The organism is Undibacterium sp. Ji49W (assembly GCF_049340205.1).
In the GTDB taxonomy this organism is placed as follows: domain Bacteria; phylum Pseudomonadota; class Gammaproteobacteria; order Burkholderiales; family Burkholderiaceae_D; genus Undibacterium.
This window is the reverse complement of sequence record NZ_JBMPOW010000017.1, coordinates 22,467-42,108: the sequence shown is the minus strand read 5'-3', so window position 1 is coordinate 42,108 and position 19,642 is coordinate 22,467. Positions and strand designations below refer to the sequence as shown.

The 19,642-nt window shown below is 53.3% G+C and carries 16 protein-coding genes; 6 read left to right on the top strand and 10 right to left on the bottom strand.

What is annotated here, in order from left to right:
* The first annotated feature begins 9 nt into the window (after positions 1-9).
* The 6 genes from ACO0LK_RS19950 to ACO0LK_RS19925 all read left to right on the top strand — a co-directional run bounded on the left by ACO0LK_RS19950 (position 10) and on the right by ACO0LK_RS19925 (position 7,356).
* Positions 10-1,614: an ABC transporter ATP-binding protein gene (locus ACO0LK_RS19950; RefSeq protein ID WP_422978122.1), complete on the top strand. Its 1,605-nt coding sequence runs from the start codon at positions 10-12 to the stop codon at positions 1,612-1,614.
* Complete coding sequence (locus tag ACO0LK_RS19945; RefSeq protein WP_422978120.1) at positions 1,611-2,783, top strand: ABC transporter permease; 1,173 nt, start codon at positions 1,611-1,613, stop codon at positions 2,781-2,783. Before ACO0LK_RS19950 ends, ACO0LK_RS19945 begins: the two co-directional genes overlap by 4 nt.
* The gene (locus tag ACO0LK_RS19940) at positions 2,780-3,748 is read left to right on the top strand and encodes an ABC transporter permease (RefSeq protein WP_422978118.1); all 969 of its coding nucleotides are present in this window, start codon (positions 2,780-2,782) and stop codon (positions 3,746-3,748) included. Before ACO0LK_RS19945 ends, ACO0LK_RS19940 begins: the two co-directional genes overlap by 4 nt.
* Before the next feature lie 15 nt (positions 3,749-3,763).
* Positions 3,764-4,837, top strand: coding sequence for an ADP-ribosylglycohydrolase family protein (locus ACO0LK_RS19935; protein WP_422978116.1), 1,074 nt, complete (start codon positions 3,764-3,766; stop codon positions 4,835-4,837).
* 36 nt (positions 4,838-4,873) lie between these two features.
* Positions 4,874-5,785 carry a nucleoside hydrolase gene (locus ACO0LK_RS19930; RefSeq protein WP_422978114.1) on the top strand — a complete coding sequence of 304 codons (912 nt, stop codon included), beginning with the start codon at positions 4,874-4,876 and terminating at the stop codon, positions 5,783-5,785.
* Positions 5,786-6,291: 506 nt separating this feature from the next.
* Positions 6,292-7,356, top strand: a complete 1,065-nt coding sequence (locus ACO0LK_RS19925) for an esterase-like activity of phytase family protein (RefSeq protein WP_422978112.1) — start codon at positions 6,292-6,294, stop codon at positions 7,354-7,356.
* Positions 7,357-7,459: 103 nt separating this feature from the next.
* Here the strand turns inward: ACO0LK_RS19925 and ACO0LK_RS19920 are convergent, their stop codons facing one another.
* The 10 genes from ACO0LK_RS19920 to folE2 form a co-directional block, all read right to left on the bottom strand.
* Positions 7,460-9,142, bottom strand: a complete 1,683-nt coding sequence (locus tag ACO0LK_RS19920; RefSeq protein ID WP_422978110.1) for an acid phosphatase — start codon at positions 9,140-9,142, stop codon at positions 7,460-7,462.
* A 221-nt stretch (positions 9,143-9,363) separates the two neighbouring features.
* On the bottom strand, positions 9,364-10,566 hold the full coding sequence (locus tag ACO0LK_RS19915; RefSeq protein WP_422978108.1) for a DUF1624 domain-containing protein: 1,203 nt from the start codon (positions 10,564-10,566) through the stop codon (positions 9,364-9,366).
* A gap of 4 nt (positions 10,567-10,570) precedes the next feature.
* Positions 10,571-12,682: a TonB-dependent siderophore receptor gene (locus ACO0LK_RS19910; RefSeq protein WP_422978106.1), complete on the bottom strand. Its 2,112-nt coding sequence runs from the start codon at positions 12,680-12,682 to the stop codon at positions 10,571-10,573.
* Positions 12,683-12,752: 70 nt separating this feature from the next.
* Positions 12,753-13,964 carry a phospholipase D-like domain-containing protein gene (locus ACO0LK_RS19905; RefSeq protein ID WP_422978104.1) on the bottom strand — a complete coding sequence of 404 codons (1,212 nt, stop codon included), beginning with the start codon at positions 13,962-13,964 and terminating at the stop codon, positions 12,753-12,755.
* Positions 13,965-14,033: 69 nt separating this feature from the next.
* Positions 14,034-14,717 (bottom strand): DUF3299 domain-containing protein, encoded by a 684-nt coding sequence (locus ACO0LK_RS19900; protein WP_422978102.1) that lies wholly within the window; start codon positions 14,715-14,717, stop codon positions 14,034-14,036.
* 44 nt (positions 14,718-14,761) lie between these two features.
* Positions 14,762-16,036 carry an ABC transporter permease gene (locus ACO0LK_RS19895; RefSeq protein WP_422978100.1) on the bottom strand — a complete coding sequence of 425 codons (1,275 nt, stop codon included), beginning with the start codon at positions 16,034-16,036 and terminating at the stop codon, positions 14,762-14,764.
* Entirely contained in the window at positions 16,036-16,761 is a 726-nt protein-coding gene (locus ACO0LK_RS19890) for an ABC transporter ATP-binding protein (RefSeq protein ID WP_422978098.1), read from the bottom strand. Before ACO0LK_RS19890 ends, ACO0LK_RS19895 begins: the two co-directional genes overlap by 1 nt.
* A complete protein-coding gene (locus tag ACO0LK_RS19885) occupies positions 16,755-17,297 on the bottom strand; it encodes a DUF2796 domain-containing protein (protein ID WP_422978096.1) in 543 nt (180 codons plus the stop codon). Before ACO0LK_RS19885 ends, ACO0LK_RS19890 begins: the two co-directional genes overlap by 7 nt.
* Before the next feature lie 31 nt (positions 17,298-17,328).
* Positions 17,329-18,702, bottom strand: coding sequence for a dihydroorotase (locus ACO0LK_RS19880; RefSeq protein WP_422978094.1), 1,374 nt, complete (start codon positions 18,700-18,702; stop codon positions 17,329-17,331).
* Positions 18,699-19,628, bottom strand: a complete 930-nt coding sequence (gene folE2, locus ACO0LK_RS19875; RefSeq protein ID WP_422978092.1) for a GTP cyclohydrolase FolE2 — start codon at positions 19,626-19,628, stop codon at positions 18,699-18,701. The genes ACO0LK_RS19880 and folE2 overlap by 4 nt, the downstream gene beginning before the upstream one ends.
* Positions 19,629-19,642: the final 14 nt, after the last annotated feature.

Below are 19,642 nucleotides of genomic sequence, written 5' to 3'. Positions count from 1 at the left end.
GAGCAGACCATGCAAACTGATTACCCTGACAACAAGCTGCCTTACATCCTGGAATTGACGGGCGTATCGAAGCAATACGCTAACGGTATTCTGGCCAATGACAGAGTCAGTTTTGGTATCCGGCGCGGCGATATCCATGCGATTGTCGGTGAAAACGGTGCCGGAAAATCTACGTTGATGAAGTTGATTTATGGTCTTGAACAGCCGGATGCAGGGAATATTCTGTTCGAAGGCAGGCAATTGCAATTCCGTACACCACGCGATGCGATCGCTGCTGGGATCGGTTTGGTTCCACAGCATCTTAAATTGGTGCCATCGTTTTCAGTGGCGAGAAATATCGTGTTGGGTCGTGAACCCATGCGTGGCCTGCTGGTTGACGATGACAGAGCGATTGCCGATGTGCATGCAGTCTCGGCCAGGTTTGGGCTGGAGGTGGATCCTTTGGCGACAGTCGCAGATCTGTCGCTGGGCGAGCAACAGAAGGTTGAAATACTGAAAGCTTTGTATCGTGGTGCCCGTCTGCTGCTGCTGGATGAACCGTCCGCAGTGCTGACACCGCAAGAGGCAGGTGCGCTGTTCACCGCACTACGCAAGCTGGTTGAATTGGGTCTGACGGTCGTGATCATCACCCACAAGCTCTCAGAGGTGCGCGAGGTGTCGGGCCGCTATACCGTACTGCGTGGCGGAAAAGTCGTAGGCCAGGGCGATGCCAAAACCGTCAGTGAAGTTGAACTGACTGAACTGATCGTAGGCAAGGCATTAACGCCGCTCCAGATTCAAAGAAGCAGCAGAGATGCGCTTGATCCATTGGTAAGCGTACGCAATCTCAGCGTGGTTCGTGATGACGGGCGACATGTCTTGCAGAATATATCGTTCGATATCGCACCGGGAGAAATACTGGGTATTGCCGGCATCGAAGGCAATGGTCAATCCTTTCTGGCCGAAGTTTTGTGTGGATCGCGCCGGCCTTCCGGGGGGCATGCGGCCATAGGCGGGCATATTTATACAGGACAGGGGGTGCGTTCAGCACGTTCGCACAGGGTCGCCAACATACCGGAAGACCGGCTGCATGATGGTGTTGCCGCAGACATGAGTATTGCAGAAAATGTCATGGCGGTTGATTACCATAAACGGCCTTTTTCCAGATTCGGGAGCCTGAACAGAGCGAGCATCCGGAATTTCGCCAGCCAGCTCATTCATTACTACGGTGTCGCCGCCGAATCGGCAGAAACCATCATTGGTGCGCTGTCAGGCGGGAATATGCAGAAACTGGTTTTTGCACGGGAAGTCGCCACGAAACCGCTGTTTTTGATCGCCTGCCAACCCACGCGTGGAGTCGACATTGGTGCCAGTGACATGCTCCGGAAGTACCTGATCGAATTGCGCGATCAGGGAGCATCCATATTATTGATCTCTGCTGAACTGGATGAAATCCTTGCGCTCTCCGACCGTATTGCGGTGCTGGCGCAGGGTCAGATCGTCGGTCAATTTACCGGTGGACAGGTAAGCGCAAATGAATTGGGACTTTATATGACAGGGGCAAAACGCCAGTCAGGAGCCGACGCCGGTTTGAATGTGACCTCGGGTGTAGAAAGTGTTGAGGTGTTGGCATGACGGACATCATCACAAGTAATGCCTCACCCTCGATGGCAAGGCATGTCGATCCGGTCTGGCAACAGCGTCTGCGTTTGGTTTTCGCCGTGTTTTGTGCTTTGCTGATTGGCTTCATGGTGACTGCCACGGTCAGCAAGGAACCTGTCCGTGCCTACCTGACCATGCTTACCGGGCCACTGCCTGAAATCCGCTGGAGCGATCTGCATGGATGGCAATTGCGGCGCATGGTGCGTTTTGGTTCTGTCATTGAAGATACCATTACGCTGAGCTTTCTCGGTCTTGCCGTTGCCATTCCATTCCGGGCGCGTCAGTTTTCACTGGGTGCAGATGGACAATTGTTTTTGTCGGCACTGGCTGCGGCGGCGGTCAGTCTTTATCTGGGCGATGGATTCCCTTTTCTTTTGCCCATCGTTTTTGTAGCGGCCATTCTGACCGGCTTCACCTGGGGCCTGCTACCCGGGGTATTGAAAGCGCGTTACCAGGTCAACGAGATTGTGAGCACGCTCATGCTCAATCTGATCGCCGTGCAATTGTATCGCCTGATCATCTCTGAATACATGCGTGACCCCGGGGCCGGTTTTCTGGTAACGCCAGTGTTGCCTTCTTCTGCCATCTTCTCGGGTCTGATCGCGCATACCAATGTCAGCACCATGTTGTACCTGCTGCCCTTTGTTGTATTCGCAGCCTGGTATTTGTTGATGCGTACAACGACAGGTTATGAAATACGCACCGTTGGTTCTGCCCCGGCTTTTGCCCGTCGGGTGGGTATGCCGGTAACGCGCTCCATCATTCTTTCCATGGCGTTCGGCGGCGCGTTTGCTGCATTCGCGGGCCTGCACATCAGCAACGGTCTGTTAAAGCGGCTACCGGTTGAATTATCGCCGGGGCTGGGCTTTGATGGATTGGTCGTGTCCTTGCTGGCGCGCAATGACCCGAAGGCAATTCCAATGGCAGCATTTTTCTATGCCTATCTTCGTACCGGTGCCCAGGCGATGGAACGCACGACCGATGTGTCACGCGAAGTAGTGCAGATCGTCCAGGCCCTGATCATTCTGTTCGTTGTTGCCGAGCACCTGATACCGGCAGGCTTTTCTTCCAGGCTGAGACAATCCTGGAATTCTTTTCTGCAAAAATTCAATTACATCCATCGTTTGAAGGGCCAGAAATGATGAGCTTTGATGCGATTGCACTGGCAACATTTGCCGCCACCATGCTGGTGGCTGTTATGCGGGCGTCGACACCCATCGTGTTTGCTGCGCTGGGTGGATTGATTTCTGACCTGGCTGGCAGTATCAACGTAGCACTGGAAGGCATCATGCTGGTCGCCGCATTTTTTGGTGTCATCGTATCGGTTTATTGCCAGACATGGTTGCCAGGATTGTCGCCCTGGATCTATCCCTGGGCAGGCGCCTTTGCAGGCATCCTGGCTGCCTTGTTTCTTACTGGCGTGCTGGCAGTGTTCCATCTTGAATTGAAAGCAGACCTGATCGTTGCAGGTATTGCCATCAATATTCTCGCGGCGGGGCTGACCGTGTTTTTGCTGGTATCGATAGTCGGTGACAAAGGCTCGACCGCCAGCCTGAACAGCCCAAGCTTGCCTCTTATTCATATCCCCGGTCTGGCTGGCGTTCCACCACTGGACGTATTGCTCAACGGAGATGGTGGACAGGGCCACCATGTTTTGCTGTATCTGGCGTTTGCCAGTGTAGTCCTGGTTCGCCTGTTTTTAGGACGTACCCAATATGGCACCTGGTTACGTGCGGTAGGAGAAAACCGTGACGCGGCTCTCATCGCAGGCATACCGGTGAAGCGTGTCCAGTACCTGGGTTTTTTCCTCAGTGGTTTTCTGGCCAGCCTGGGCGGTATTTACTTGAGTATGGGTTATCTGTCCCTGTTCCAGTCAGACATGGTGGCAGGTCGTGGCTTCCTGGCCCTGGCGGCGATTTTTCTGGGCCGCAGGTCTGCACCTGGAACCTTCATCGCTGCCTGTGTGTTTGGTGCCTCGTCGGTACTGGCGACGCAATTGGGAATGTTCAAAATTCCTACGCAACTGGTGTACATGATACCGCCTGTCATTACGGTTATCGTGCTCGTTTTTGCTGGCATGCGCCAGAGAAAACTATCTGTTTCTTAAGAGGATAAAAATAAAATGAAGGAGCAATTTTTGAACAAGCTGATATTCCAGGACCGGATCCATGCTTCGCTGCTATTGGCAGGCATGGGTGATGCACTGGGTGCGCCGACTGAACAGTGGACCATAGAAGAGATTTTTAAAAAATATGGCGGACTTGTGCTTGATTTCGACATTCCGCCTGAAGATACCTTTGCGGGTGCAAATGCCGGTAAACGCGGAGAAGTCACTGACGATGCCAGCCAGATGTATTACCTGGCGCGTGCAATGATAGCGGCTGATGGCGCGCTGGATCAGGCAGGCTGGGTTGCCTGCCTGCTGGACTGGGCAAGCAATAGTCCCAAGGCCAGTTTCATGGGACCAAGTACTGCCGGTATAGTCAAAGCGCTGCAAGAGGGAAGCGATACCGCATTGGTCGGGGTGATTGGCACTTCCCGCCGCAAGATGACATCTGTCGGTACCACCAATGGGGCGGCAATGCGGGTTGCTCCAGCTGGTTTGATATACCCTGGAAATCCCGATGCGGCATGTCGTCAGGCTTTGATTACCTGTCTTCCATCCCATGACACGAATGTCGCCATTTCTGCTGCCTGCTCTGTCGCTGCAGCAGTGTCGCAAGCGCTGGTATCAAACAATCTCCATGATGTGATCAACGGCGCGATAGAGGGGGCACATATTGGTGAACAGCTTGCCAGTGAACATGCGCGCATGGTCGCTGGTCCACAATATATAGCGCGACTTGAGATGGCCTTAAGCATCGCAGCAGAGGCGACAAACGATTATTCCTTCCTGACCCGAATGGAGCGCATGGTTGGCAATTCAGTGCTGGCGGCAGAGTCAGTTCCAGCCGCCCTTGGTGTCGTCGCTTATGCCAAAGGCGATGCGTTGCGCACGATAGCCCTGAGCGCATCGATAGGCAACGATACAGATTCCATCGCTACCATGGCTGGGTCTATTGTCGGTGCGCTGGTTGGTACTGAAAAGCTGCCTCAGAATCTGGTCCAGGAATTCAAGCAGGCGAATAAGGCCGATTTTGATCTTGACAAGCTGGCGCTGGCTTTGGCTGCGATTGCTGGTCGCAATCATGGATAGAACTATTGTTGCCAATAGCTCTGGGCAGTGAACAACATGAAAAAAATCATTATTGACTGCGACCCAGGCATTGACGATGCGCTGGCGCTGTTCCTGGCAGCTTCCAGCGATCAGCTGGATCTGCTTGCAGTGACCACGGTTGCAGGTAATCGCCCGGTAGCAATTACGGCAAGGAATGCACGCCGGATACTGGATGCCGCCGGAAAAATGCGTGTGCCAGTGTATGCCGGTGCCGCCTTGCCACTGGGCCATGCAGAAGCCCGCTGCAATCTGGTACATGGTGAAGACGGACTGGGTGGGGTTGTATTTGGGGCGGACAGGTCAGTCCAGACTGGTCATGCGTCAAACCGCCTGATTGAATTGCTGCTGGAACATGAAGAGGGAAGCATAACGCTGGTAGCGATAGGTCCGCTGACCAACCTGGCACTGGCAGAACGCCTGTCGCCTGGTATTTTAAAGCGGGTAAAGCAGTTACTCATCATGGGCGGAGCACTGCGATGTCCTGGCAACGTAACGCCTGCAGCGGAATTCAATTTTTATGCAGATCCGGTTGCGGCAGAAATTGTCATCACGGCGGAAGCCAGTCTTGTACTGTTTCCTCTGGATGTGACACATCAGGTGGTCATGTCACCAGAGTGGATACAGTCGTTTTCAACTATTGACACGCATTGTGGCCAGCTGGCTGCCGACATGCTGGAAGCCTATGCGAAACTGGACCCACTGCTCCACGATGCCTGTCCGGTCGCGTATTTATTGGACAGCAGCTTGTTTGACGGTGAACCATGTGCTGTAACGATAGATTGCCGCCCTGGTCCTACCGAAGGGTATGCCATGTCCTGGTTTGGTTCCCAGATTGAAGGGCGCAAGGAAAATGTATGGGCAATTACAAAGGTCCATGATGAAGCCTTGCTGACGCTGGTGCGTTCTTCCATTAACATGCTTTCCTGATGTCATTGAGAGAAGTTTGAATGTTTTAATTAGAACTCATTTCATCAATAGGGGTGAGATGCGTTTGTCTTATAACGTGGGCTGGCAAGGCGGACGAGGCAGTCAATAGCTGGTCTATTGACAACGAGTCCAACGCAGTCCAGCACGCGTTATAAGACAAACCCTTCGGGAGCTGGCGATTCGGGCGCATTGCAGCGTTGTGCCGCTTGCTAAGGCACCAGCCTTAGCTGCAAGTGTCACCCTTGACGCCTTGCACTGCATCCCGAATCGCCTTGCTCGCACTCATCCCTATTGATGAAATGAGTTCTAGATGTAATCAGTGTTGAGGAAATAATATGACTGCATTGGCAAAATTATCTGGACGGACTATATCCATGGCATCTGCAATTCAAGGCATCAAGTCACTGGTGATGCTGTGCACGCTTGTGCTGATCTCTGCTTGCGCTAGCGACAGTACTGTAGGCAAAGTAGCTAACAAGGAGGTGAAGAAGACAAGGGAAAGCACAGTGCAACATACTGTGGGCAGTCTTCGTTTCATTGGTGAACAGCGCATTCCTTTAAAAGCAATCTACGCTGATACCGTGGTCGGTGGGCTTTCTGGAATTGACTATGATGCACGTACAGAAACATGGATTCTGGAAAGTGATGACAGGTCAGAATATAGTCCCGCACGTTTTTATACTGCCACACTGAATTATGACCAGCATGCCTTTACCTCAGTGACACTGACTGGCGTGCATTTTTTTAAACAGGCCAACGGAAAAAACTATCCGGATGCGAAGCTGTTTGAAAAAGAAGGTGGTGAGGTAGCAGACATAGAATCGATACGCTTCGATCCCCAGGATGACAGTATCTGGTATGCCAGCGAAGGCAGCCGGAAATTGGGACTTAATCCATTCATCAGACAGGCGAAGCGGGATGGCAGTTACCTGTCCACCTTACCCACGCCTGCGATGTTGAATGTTTCACCCAATGAAGAGACCGGATCACGGAATAATTTGAGTTTCGAAGGACTGAGTTTTTCTCCGGATGGTAAATATCTCTGGCTGGGCATGGAAACAGCCATATATCAGGATGGACCGGTAGCCACAGTCGATAAAGGGGCGGTCAGTCGCATTACACGTTTTGACCGCAAGGGTAAGGTGTTTGAACAATATGCCTATCCACTTGATCCAATTCAGGCGGTAGCCGCACCTGGCCGGTTCAGTGATAACGGTTTGTCTGAAGTGCTTGCTGTCAATGAACATCAACTGCTGGTACTGGAACGATCCGGTGTTCAGGACGCAGCAGGGGTTTTCAAATTTTATATTCGTCTGTATGAAATGGATATTCATGGGGCAACAGACATCAAGGAGATTGCCTCATTGAAGAATGCAAAGTATGTACCGGTTCAAAAAAGACTGATCTTGAATTTGAATGAAGCAGGCTTGCCAAAAATCGACAATATAGAAGGAATCGCGTGGGGACGTAAATTGCCCAACGGCCATGACACCATTGTACTTGTATCGGATGATAACTTCGATCAGACCCAGGTGACACAACTGCTGGTTTTTGAGGTGCTACCAAAATAACAGGACACCTCAATCAGTCTCTTCTAAAACATCAAAGACTGATTGAGGGCACCGTTTATTGGAACCAGCTTGCCAATAAAAAGGTAATACCCATCTGGTGTTTTTAACTCGCCTGGTGTTCGGCGAAACTCAGTGCGCCAGTCAGATCACCTGGCGGCAAGGCACCCCGTTCAATAAATGCAGCGTTACGTACTTTGATCCCCTCTAACAAGGGTAAGCCATGCAGGCGGGTAATGAAACGCATGATGGATGTCGTGTCGTAGAAGCTATGATCGACATTTCCCTTCTTTGCATACGGGGAAACAATAATCGCAGGAATGCGTGATCCTGGCCCCCAGCGGTCGCCTTTGGGTGGTGCCACATGATCCCACCAGCCTCCATTTTCATCGAAGGTAACGACGACCAGCATGTTTTTCCACTGTGGGCTTTTCTTCAAATGTTCCAGCACATTGGCGACGTGCTGATCGCCAGATTCAACATCAGAATAACCCGCATGCATGTTGAGATTGCCCTGTGGTTTATAAAACGTCACAGCAGGCAATTTACCGGCAATAACGTCTGCCAGAAACTTGTTGGAAATGGGGCTGTCACCCAGGCCGCCATCACGTAAATGTTCTTTGCGTGCCGCAGTGCCTGGCGCGAATTGCCTGAAATAATTGAACGGTTGATGGTGATACTGGAAATTTGGTTTTTCACCGCCCCCCTTATATTCCAGGGCGACTTGCCAGGCACCGCCATACCAGGCCCAACTGACACCTTTACGCGATAGCAAATCGCCTATCGTGTCATAGCTTTGTGGTGGCAAGGTACTTGGATCTTGCGGGTCTGCCAATGTGGTATCACCACCAGGCGCTGGCTTGATATAGCTGGGCTGGTAGGGTGGGGCCATGGTGTTGACTGCGTAGCCATCCGGAGTCATTGCGCCATCGCTGACGAATTTGGGCTTGCCATCCATTGCTGATGGCGGGCAGCCTTTGTCTATGGCCAGTCTCACCCCGGTCGGGCCATCTTCAGTGACAGCTATTTTCTTTTTTGCCGGGGTATTTGGCGCATCAAAGTATTCGGGTGTTCTGCCTGAGATCAGGAACTGGTGGTTCAAGTAAGAGCCACCAAATGCTGCCATGAAAAAGTTATCGCACAGCGTATATTGCCGGGCGATTTTCCATAAGTCCAGATTCTTTTGCGTTTCGCCATAGTGGCCCATGGTTAGCGCGCCGGAATCTGCCCAGGCGACGAAGCGGTCATTTTTGCCGCCGTTTATCTGCATTTGATTTTGATAAAACAAATGCCACAAATCCCGGGTGATCACTGATTCAGGAAGGGGCAAGCCCTCTGCATCCTTCAAGGCAAATGGCGCATTTGGCAGACCAGTGATCTTGTCTTCAGCAATCACATAGTTTTTACCGGCCAGGTTTTGTGCACGCGGCACCATCCCACCCCAGATTTTGGGCAAGGTATTCATGACAGTACCATCTCTGTCTTTTTGTGTAAAAACAGAAGCAGGAACATCCGACAACGGCTGGCTGACACCGGGGAAATTGCCAAACAGATTATTGAAGCTGCGGTTTTCCAGATAAATTACCACCACATTCTTGATATGTGCTTTCAGCTTGGTGTCCAGAGAACCCGCTACGATTTTATCCGCCTTGTGCGTAGCAGCTTCTCCCACGACAGGCAAGCTTCCCACAACGCCTGCAACCGCTGCACCTTGCAGCAAACGTCGGCGGGATGGATCTGTTGGAAGACCGGATTCTCCCGCATGAATGGGCTGCTGTTTGTCTGACATGTCTGCTCCAGAATGGTAATAAATTCAAGTCAAAAAAGCTTCAAAAAAGCTTCAAAAAAAGCCTCAATACATAGCTGTGATTTTCGCTCTTGATTATATGATAGTGCTCGCTTATTTGTTGAAAATTTGCTGAATTAATATGTTTCATTTTCTCATTCAATTCAGAGAAAAAGCAGTCTGCCAAAAACAGTAATTTGCATGACAACATGGAAAAAACAACTTCAAAAATACCTGACCCATGCCTGCCCGGATTGCCGCTTGAAGCGGGCAAAACTGCGGCAGGGATAATACAGGGCTGGTATCAACGCTGCGGAGATCAGCCATAGCTGCCAGACATGATCGACACCAAAACGCTTACCGTGGTTGGCGCCGAACAGGTTGACGAACAGGATTTGCATGAACAGCAATACATACAAATGCAGCAGGTAGTAAAACATGGGGGCAGCACCAAAAATGCTGCATACGCGGCTTAGCCAGCCATGCCCGGTTTCCAGCCAGGCCAGACATAACATACCTGCACCCAGTGTCAGCAAGGCAAAATCCAGTGAGGGCGGGTATTTGGTCAGGTTCAGGAAGGACATGATACTGTGCAGACTGTCTTCACCTGTTTGCCACGGCAGGTTTTCTCCATAGCCGTTCAGGCTGCGCAATACTACAAACAATAGCAATGCCGTTGCACCCAGTAGTGTCAGCATGCGCTGGCGTCGCACTGGCGTGATGTCATTTGCATACAGCCTGCCAGCCACATAACCCAAAAGGATAATGCCTATCCAGGGTAACAGAGGATAGCTGACCTTGATCTTGACTGCACCTTCCGCCACCAGAAAACCACGATGTAAAAACACTGTCCACAAGGCATGGGCAATACCACCGGGTGCTACCGTGAGCGAGGCCAGGGCATTGTGACCTGCGACGATGATGATACCCGTCAACCCCAATACCATGGCCGGCAGACGATGCAGTAAACCCAGTACGATCATGCACAGACCGATGACCCAGATCACCTGCAGATACAGGATAGGCGGTGGAAATTGTCCTGACCAGGCAAAGTTCACCACCAGCAATTCCAGCAGCACCAACAGCAGACCACGTTTGATCAGGAAGCCGCTGGCATTGCGCGGGCCAGATGCTGAATGTGTAGCCGAAGATGCAGCCGAAGGTGCAGTCGAATGCGCATACAGCCAGGCAGACAAACCGGTCAGGAACACAAAGACGGGGGCACAGATGTGGGCTGCCAGCCGGCTAAAAAACAGGGCGGGTTCGGTCTGGCTGACATCCATGGGATCACTGACCTGATGGTGCAGGTAAAAACTTTCGCGCACATGATCAAGCAGCATGATCAGCATGACCAGGCCGCGCATGGCATCAATCGCAGTGATGCGCATGCGGCCCTCGGTTCTATTGGTAGTGGCAAGACTGCTCATCGTTTTAGAACTGCTGGTGCAGGTTCAGACTGACACTGCGTTCTGTGCCGGGCGCCACCCATAGCTGACTATACGAACTGGCGTAATAGCGCTTGTTGAACAGGTTATCCACATTCAATGACAGGCGCGTGGCTTTGCTGGGACTATAGGACGACATCAGCTTCACCGTGGTGTAGGCGGGCAGCGTGAAGTTGGAAGATACCGCCACGTCACCCAGGCGTTCACCCACATAGTTGATACCTGCGCCCAGGCTGGCCCTGGCTGTACCTATGGAAAACAACTGACTGAGTATCAAATTGGCGCTATGTTTGGCGACATTCGGAAAACGGCTGCCGGTGACAATGGTATTGTCGCCCTTGGTGACGGTCGCATCGGTATAGGCGTATGCGGCTGACAGGCGCAGATTGGGGATGATATCGCCCGCCACATCCATTTCCAGCCCCTTGCTGCCGACTTCACCCGCAGCGATGGAAAAGTCGGTATTGGCCGGATTGGTTGTCAGTACATTGGTTTTCTTGATACGGTAGAGAGCGATGGTGGCGCTGGTCTTGTTGTCCGGCGTATCGAATTTGACGCCGACTTCATACGAGCGGCTTTCTTCTGCCGGGAAGGCGGTGTTGCTGATACTGATGCCGCTATTCGGACGGAAACCTTTTGCTGCGCTGGCATACAGCGATACACCAGACATGGGCTGATACACCAGGCCCGCACGCGGGCTGGTGGCACTGAGCGACTGGCTGGTGGCAACGGCAACGCGATAATTGGTCAGAGTCTGGTCATAGTGGTCGCTACGCAGGCCGAACAGCGCTTTCCATTGCGGGGCCAGATCAAGCTGGTCTTGCAGGTAGAGACCACGGGCTTTCTGGTTTTCCAGCGTATTGACGGACAGCGCCAACGGGTCGGCTGTTTTGCCATACACGGGGTTGTAGATATCGATGGCATACGCATTCGTTGCTGAAGGATTGCGGCGCAATTGCACGCGGCTGTCGTCAAACTGATAACTATCAATACCCAGCAGCACATTATGCCTGATGGCTGCCGTATCAAACTTGCCGACCAGTTCAACGCGGGCCGATCGGTCGGTCGCAGAAAAATCACGGTAGCGGCGCTGGCGTCGTAAAGTACGTTCATCAGCCAGTAGATTATTCGCCTCGGTAGAAAAACCGCGCAGCTCACTGTCACGGTATGAAAGGCCACTTTGCAGGGACCACTGTTGGTTGAAATCATGCTGTATAAAGACCTGGTGACCCAGGGATTTGACGGTTACCGGGCCATCGCCAGGTTCGCCAAGGAAGCGCGAATTCGGTATCAGGCCCAGTTTGCCATTGACGGCCAGCACACCCCGGTCAAACGGTGTCTTTTGTTCGCTGGCTTCCAGTTCATACGACAGCGTGGTGCGCTCACCGATTAACCAGACCAGCGAAGGTGAAACGAAACTGCGTTTGCTGCTGATAGTGTCGCGATAGCTGTCGCCCTGTTCTACCGCTGCATTGATACGGTAAGCAATATTCTCACTGACTGGCCCGGTCAGATCGGCGGCCACGCGATATGTCTGATGGCTGGCGAGGCTAAGGTCGATATCATACTCGGGCTTGAAGCGTGGTTTCTTGGTCATGATGTTGACCGTGCCGCCAGGTTCGCCACGACCATATAGTGCAGATGATGGCCCTTTCAGGACTTCGATGGACTGGGTGTTGGCCGTATCGCGCAAGCCGTTATAGCCACGGCTGGAATTGAAACCGTTGACCATATAATCGGAACCAAAATTCGGGTCACCAGTAAAGCCGCGCATGGCATAACTGTCCCACAAGCCCCCCAGATTACTTTGCCGGGCAATGCCGCTGGTGAGGTCAAGTGCATTATTCAGACTGGTGACGCCATTGTCCTTGAGCAGATCTGCTGTCAGTACCCGCACGCTTTGCGGCAAGTCTGCCAGCAAGGCATCGGTCTTGGTCGCACCGGTGGCCGAGATGCCGCGGTAATTCTGTCTTTGCGACTGAATCAGCACTTCGCTACCAGCCTGGTCGTTTGCTGTGTTGCTGTCAGCGGCGGTTGCCAGCAAGGGACAGGTGGCAGCCACCAGGATACTCAGACGGGGGTAAAACTTGTGGGACATGGAATTTCCTGTAAATATAAAATTAAAAATGGGGAGAGCGGACGTGGCAGCTTGTTGCCTGCTCAGGCACTTAGCCTTTGACAGGTTTGGGATAGTTTTTCTGTATCTCCAGTGGCTGCGCATAGGGCGATTGCCAGGTTTGTTCATGCAGTTCTGCCAGGCGCTTTGCCATGGCTTCGTTACGCAGAACGATTTCCAGATTGCGTGAATTGTCCAGATACCCGCCACTCCAGTTACTGGTACCTATCCATGCCAGCTTGCCGTCTATCGACATGGTTTTACTGTGGACGACGCGAGCAAAAGGGATGAAGCCGCTACTGGCCTGGGGCAGGGTGACAATCCTGATTTCCATGCCCGGCAGCAGGGCCAGACTTTTCAGGTGATGAATGGCAGGTTCTTCGGTATTCCAGTTTGATACCATGAGCTTGACCCTGACACCCCGTGCCAACGCCGCGCGAATCGCGTTGTCGATCACGGCGTAATAAGGGCGCTTGCGTCCGGGGGCATAGCTGAGCGGCACATAGTCAAGTAAAGTGATCCTGACTTCAGATGTAGCCGTTGCCAGCAGCCTGACCAGTTCTGATTCTGAATCACCGACACCTGGCGGGTTAAACGCATTCGGGCTGGCGACCAGATAGGCTGACTTGAACTGGTCAGCCAATACCACCGACTGGTTCAGCGTGGGCACCGCTTTACCCTCGGTCAACAGGGTCTGCGCCTGCCAGTCGATGTCGAAAATACTGTGTAACTGCCTGACCATGGCCACATCACTGATACGCAAGCCGGTTTCATGGATATGATTTAATGAACGCCAGTCGAAATTCTGACTGCCGACATAGGCGACGGTTTTATCCACAACCATATACTTGGCGTGGATAATGCCTTGTCCACGCAGCTTGCCGAACTCCATGAAGCGGAAATCAAGATGGGGAATACTTTTCAGGCGTTCTATGCTCGCCATCTCGGACGCAGATTTACCTTTTTCTTCCATCAGAAAACGGATCTTCACGCCGCGTTCGCCAGCCGCTGCCAGATGGGCAATCACCTTGTCCAGCGCTTCTCCCGTTTTGCCCGCAACGTAAAACTGCGCGATATCAATATCTGTTTTTGCTGCATCCAGCATTTCGCACCACACGGTGGCCGGGTCGCGTAAATCGGGGTTGGTCAATGTGGTTTCTGCTGGTGTGGTGTAGACCAGTTCAAAGCCGGGGATAGCGAAATCTGCTTTTGCCGGACCTGACAGAGCAAATGCTATCGCCAGCAATATACTGAGTTTGCGCATGGTTTTACCTTGTGAAATTATTGTTGCTTATTTTTGCTTGCATTCTGTTTTAACTTGCCTGCTGCCGGTTCATTTTTGTTGTTCGTTTTTTCTAACATAGGGTGTGACACTCATCCCCGTCAGGCGATAACCCGCACTACCCATGGAGGTGTCGCTGCGTGTGGTTTCCAGCACCCCCGTCACCCAGACTGCATCCATCATTTGTATTTTGGCCGGTTTTTCTAGTGTGACATCAATGATCTGGTTGGCCGGTGGTGGTGGCGTGTGGATGCAGCCGCCAAAGTAGGGCACCAGCAGGAATTGCCTGAGTTTTCCACGCTCACCATCCAGCGGCACGATGAAGCCGGGGATTTTTATGTGTGTACCATTGAGACTGGGTTCAACCGGTGCCTTGTCCCATGCTTCACGCATGGCTTGCAAGGCTGCCATGGCGCGTGGGTCACCATCATTCAAAAAGTTCATGTCCAGATTTTTGAAATCTTTGCTCGGATCCCAGTTTTTGGGGATCAAGGCTTCCCAGGTGATTTCCTTGAAACTGTCGCCGGCTACAGCAGCCGGCGGGGCTGCTGATTTTTCTGGCACTGGTGCTGGAGCTTTTTTCTGCGGCAATCTTTCGCCGAGTTTATATTGCGCGCCTGCTTCTGCTGCTTTGGCTGATGTACTGCCAGACATCAACAACCAGGCAGTCAGCATGAATAACAACAGGCAAGTGCTGCCCAGCCAGAATTTGTAGCTAGATGGAGATGGTTTCATGATTTTTCTATCGCTTCCTATAGTTCCTATCGTTCCTATCGTTCTTATAATCGGGGTGTCAGGCCATCGGCCAGAGAATTACGGTAAGCGAGCCAGGCCGGGACCAGGCTGGCCAGCATGCCAGTCAGCACCACCAGACCCAAAAGAGGAATTTCTGTCATGTTGATCAGGCTGGCTTTGATCAGGACGCCGTAATGCATCTGTATCCAGTTCTTGCCTGCCAGTGTCAGCACATCCAGCAACAGCAGGCCACTGATTGCACCGGCGATAGTCAGGCCCAGGCTTTCTGCCATCAGCATGAAAAACAGATGACCAGGGCCAGCACCGGCAGAACGCAGAATCGCCAGTTCGCGACGGCGTTCATTCAGGCTGGCCAGCATGACTGCCAGCAAGCCCGCACTACCCAGCACCACCAGCAGTGACGACATCGCCAGCAAGACCCGCTCCATGATGCTGATGACTTGCCACAACTGGTCTAGTGCAACGCCCGGCAAGACCGCCAGCAAGCTGTCTGAGCTGTCGGTATTGATTTGTCTTTGCAGGCGAAACACCGTGCTGCGGTTATGCAGGCCCACCAGGACGGCGGTAATTTCCTTGGGTTGCAGATCAAACTTGCGTGCATATTCTGCGGCGATGGAAAACCCCGGAACCGGCGCGCCGCCCTGCCAGTCCAGATGGATTGCCTGCATCGATTGCAGGCTGATATGCACGCTGCGATCTACTGGTGTGCCGGTGCGCGCCAGGATGCCGACTACCCTGAACGGTTTGTCTGCATGCTCCGCCAGTGCCGCGTCGCCGGTGCCATGGCTTAGTGTGATTTTGGTGTCGATTTTGTAAGCCAGGCTGTCAGCCACGTCAGCACCGATGACTGCGGCAAACAGATGGTCTGGCCCATCGCCAAAAGCCTGGCCCTGTGCCAGTTGCAGGGCTTGTCCATCGCCATAATGGAAGTGCCTGAAATAATCAGCCGTAGTCCCCACCACGGCAAAGCCGCGATGCGAATCACCCAGTGACAAGGGTACGGCCCAGGCGACGACAGGGTTCTTTTGCAGGTCCTGATAGCTTTGCCAGGAAATATTATTGGTCGCTTCGCCTATGCGAAAGACGGCATACAGCATCAGTTGTACCGGACTGGTGCGGGCACCAACCACCAGATCAGTGCCAGATACGGCATGCGAAAATCCCTCGCGTGCGTCATTGCGCAGTCTTTCCACTGCCAGTAGCAAACAGACGGACAGGCTTATGACGAATAGCATCAGCCCCAGTGTCAGGCGACGGTTCCAGGCACTTTTCCAGGCCAGTTGCAAAAAATAGGGCATCAGTGTTGCTCCCTAAGGTTGATGCTTTGCAAATCCAGCTCACGCGTGAAGTGGCTTGCCAGACGGTGGTCATGGCTGACAAACAGCAGGCTGCTGCCATGGCTGGCGCATTGCTGCAAGATGAGTGCGATGAAATCTTTTTGCCTGTCGGCATCCAGTGCCGAAGTGGGTTCATCGGCGATGATGATTTCTGGTTGACCTATCAGCGCGCGGGCCGCAGCGACACGCTGTTGCTGACCTATGCTGAGGCCGGTAACGGTGCGCTGATATAGACCTGCATCCAGCCCCAGGGTGTGCAGCAAAGCGGCAGCGGCAGCATGCGGGCTGCCGTGCGCTTCGCTGGCACGTTGACGGCGTCTGGCGGACAGCCGGCAAGGTAACAAGACATTGTCCAGCATAGACAGGTAGGGGATGAGGTTGAATTGCTGGAAAACAAAACCTGCATGATCGACGCGGAAACGATCCCGTGCTGCGCTGGACAGTGCACCCAGGTCTGTACCCAATACGGTGATCTGGCCACGTTGTGGCGTGATGATGCCGCCCGCCAGTGACAGCAGCGTGCTTTTACCGCTGCCACTGGGGCCATGTAAAAATACGCTTTCGCCGCGATTGATACGCAGGTCTGCTATGTGCAGACAGGGCGCTTGTCTGGCCTGCCAGTGAAACAGCACATCGCTGAAACACAGTGCCGGGCCAGTGTCTGCATTCTGCATTGACGTCACCATGTCAGCAGGCGTTGTTTGGTCGTCAGTGTGGCTGCCGCCTGCCCGCGTGGGCCAGCCATTTGCGCTTCCACCTGCCGAATGGCGGGAAAAGCATCAAACAGGCTGAGTTGCAATGACTTTAATGCAGCTACCCTGGCACAGGTGTATTCATACTCGGCATGCAGGTTGGCGTGTTCATCCTTGCTGGTGCTGGCCTTCCCGGTTGCTTGCAGGATGGGGGCCAGCAATTTTACGGTATTCAGTTGGCAATCGGCTTCGGCTGTCAGTTTGATCAGCGTGGCTGGCTTGTGCATCAGATCAAGCAAATCCCTGGCACCCTGTTTTTGCTTGTCGGTACGTGGTGCATGTTCAAAGCCCAGCAGGTTGTCCAGCGGGCTGTCAAATTCCAGAGTCAGCTTGTTGCCATCCTGCGCTAGCGACAGGGTGGCAATGCCATGGACATGGGCTTCGTGGGCTTCGTGGGCTTCATGGGCGCTGGCCCATGCTGTCAGTGACTGCAAAAAAGTGAATAGGGCGATGGGTATCAGTTTTTTCATGTGAACTCCAGAGGGTATGGCTATCATGTTTTTACCGGGAAAAAGCCAGAGCCTGTCCATGGCAAGGCTCCTGCAACTGGCCCTGATGCCAGGCAAGCTGACCAGAAACAATGGTGGTATTGACGCGGTAATGGAAACTTTCCTGCTGCAAGGCAGACCAGCCGCAGCGATACAGCACGGGGCTGGAGTGCACGCTCTGGGCAAGTTGCTGGCGTTCCAGCAAGACCAGATCTGCCCAATAACCTTCGCGCAGATAACCACGGTCCTTGATGGAAAACAGGTCAGCGACACGATGACTGGTTTTTTCAACGATGGTGCATAAATCCATTTTTCCGGTTTCATACAACTGCATCAGCAAGGGCAGGGCATGCTGCACCAGTGGCAAGCCGGAAGGTGCTTCAAAATAGTTGCGTGATTTTTCCCGGCGGGTATGTGGTGCATGGTCACTGCCGATGACATCTATGCGGCCATCTGCGACGGCTGTCAGCAAGGCCTGGCGATCTGCTGCTGTCTTGATGGCAGGATTGCATTTGATCAGGTTGCCCAGGCGTGCATAGTCTTCATCGCAAAAATACAGATGTGCCAGGCAGGCTTCGGCAGTGATGCGTTTGTCGGTTGCAGAACCCGCATCAAACAAGGACAGCTCGCGCGCAGTGCTGATGTGCAGCACATGCAGGCGGGTGTTGTGACGGCGCGCCAGTTCCACTGCAAATGAAGATGACAGGTAGCAGGCATCTGCATTGCGTATCAGCGGGTGACAATCGGGTGGCACTTCGCTGTGCTGGCGTTCATAATGCTCGCGGAACCGGGCTTGCTGGTGTTCTATCGTTGGCGTGTGCTCGCAGTGCGCGAGTAAAGGCGCAGGAGCAATGCGGAACAGGCGTTCCAGCACGACTGGATCATCCACCAGCATTTGCCCTGTCGACGCCCCCATGAAAACCTTGATGCCCGCTACCGAATTTGGATCAAGCGCTGCGATGGTGTCGAGATTATGGTGACTGACACCAAAATGAAAACCATAGTTGGCCACGGAGTTGCGTGCTGCCAGCGCTTTCTTGCGCTCCAGTTCATCCACGCTCAGCGTGGGTGGCATGGTATTGGGCATGTCCATGAAACTGGTGATGCCACCGGCCACAGCAGCCCTTGATTCACTGGCGATGCTACCCTTGTCGGGCATGCCGGGTTCACGGAAATGTACCTGGTCATCGATCATGCCCGGTAACAGCCAGCGGCCTTCGGCATCGATTTGTATGTCGGCATGTTGACCCAGATGGTCGATATGGCTGGCGATGCAGGCAATACGCCCCTGTCGTATCAGCATATCGACGGCCCTGATCTGACCCTCATTGACCATCATGGCATTGCGGATCAGGATGACTGGCAGCGCTGCGGTCTGAGGTGTCATGACCAGTCTCCGGCAAATAACGGGGAGCCTGATCTGCTTTGTGCATAGGCATCATGCGGATGCAGGCTTTCCAGGTGCCGTACCCGTATTTCTACATTGTCACTGAGACTGCTCACTACATGCTGCAAGCGTCTGGCGGCATCTTCGACATACATCAGGTTTGCCCCGTTGCGTTTGGCAAAGGCTTGTTCATCGATGCGTTTGACGGCAGTTTGTACCGGGGTTTGCAAACTGTCTTCCAGCAGATTGATGAGAGGCAGTATGCCAAATTCTGTTGCGTCTGACGACAATAGCAGGCTGACCTCGGCAATGCTGCGCTGGCTGTGCGGTGTCGCCAGCGTGCTGTTGATGTTGAGCCAGTCAGCCACTTCGGTGGCAGACAGCGTGTTACGCTGATCCAGCGTGGCCATAAAGCCAGCGCTGATCAACTGGCGGCTGAGTGCGGCAGAGCAGGGACAGGTGGATGAATACAAGACCGACACGCCCAGTTGCAATTGCAAAACCCCGGCAATCAAACTGACATCCAGCCTGACCGGATACGACCGCCAGCCTGCCAGATGCAGGCTCAGCAAGGCCGGGCGGCGATGCAACAGATTAAAGCGGATACTGACACGCGCACTGTTGGTGCCGCAATCATGGTGACTGTTGACCATTTCCCGCAGCAAGTCATGCAGGCTGGCAGGACGCAGGCTTTCTATGTCGGCAAAACTGTCGAGCAAGAGGTACAGGCGCGACATGTGTATGCCCTTGATGTCCGGGTCAGGCAGATTGACCTCGGCATTGATATGCGCGTGAACAGGATGGCCCTGACTGGTCTCTGCCAGACGCAGCGGCATTTCCACACCCTGCATGCCAACCCAGTCCAGTGCACCGGGCTGGCTGACGATGCCATGTCGGGCGACGTCAGGTAATTCTTTGCTGTTCATGATGTGCTGTTGCT

Coding starts and splice junctions, on each gene's coding strand:
- ACO0LK_RS19950 (WP_422978122.1), top strand. CDS start 10: ATGCAAACTGATTACCCTGACAACAAGCTGCCTTACATCCTGGAATTG.
- ACO0LK_RS19945 (WP_422978120.1), top strand. CDS start 1,611: ATGACGGACATCATCACAAGTAATGCCTCACCCTCGATGGCAAGGCAT.
- ACO0LK_RS19940 (WP_422978118.1), top strand. CDS start 2,780: ATGATGAGCTTTGATGCGATTGCACTGGCAACATTTGCCGCCACCATG.
- ACO0LK_RS19935 (WP_422978116.1), top strand. CDS start 3,764: ATGAAGGAGCAATTTTTGAACAAGCTGATATTCCAGGACCGGATCCAT.
- ACO0LK_RS19930 (WP_422978114.1), top strand. CDS start 4,874: ATGAAAAAAATCATTATTGACTGCGACCCAGGCATTGACGATGCGCTG.
- ACO0LK_RS19920 (WP_422978110.1), bottom strand. CDS start 9,142: ATGTCAGACAAACAGCAGCCCATTCATGCGGGAGAATCCGGTCTTCCA.
- ACO0LK_RS19915 (WP_422978108.1), bottom strand. CDS start 10,566: ATGAGCAGTCTTGCCACTACCAATAGAACCGAGGGCCGCATGCGCATC.
- ACO0LK_RS19910 (WP_422978106.1), bottom strand. CDS start 12,682: ATGTCCCACAAGTTTTACCCCCGTCTGAGTATCCTGGTGGCTGCCACC.
- ACO0LK_RS19905 (WP_422978104.1), bottom strand. CDS start 13,964: ATGCGCAAACTCAGTATATTGCTGGCGATAGCATTTGCTCTGTCAGGT.
- ACO0LK_RS19900 (WP_422978102.1), bottom strand. CDS start 14,717: ATGAAACCATCTCCATCTAGCTACAAATTCTGGCTGGGCAGCACTTGC.
- ACO0LK_RS19895 (WP_422978100.1), bottom strand. CDS start 16,036: ATGCCCTATTTTTTGCAACTGGCCTGGAAAAGTGCCTGGAACCGTCGC.
- ACO0LK_RS19890 (WP_422978098.1), bottom strand. CDS start 16,761: ATGGTGACGTCAATGCAGAATGCAGACACTGGCCCGGCACTGTGTTTC.
- ACO0LK_RS19885 (WP_422978096.1), bottom strand. CDS start 17,297: ATGAAAAAACTGATACCCATCGCCCTATTCACTTTTTTGCAGTCACTG.
- ACO0LK_RS19880 (WP_422978094.1), bottom strand. CDS start 18,702: ATGACACCTCAGACCGCAGCGCTGCCAGTCATCCTGATCCGCAATGCC.
- folE2 (WP_422978092.1), bottom strand. CDS start 19,628: ATGAACAGCAAAGAATTACCTGACGTCGCCCGACATGGCATCGTCAGC.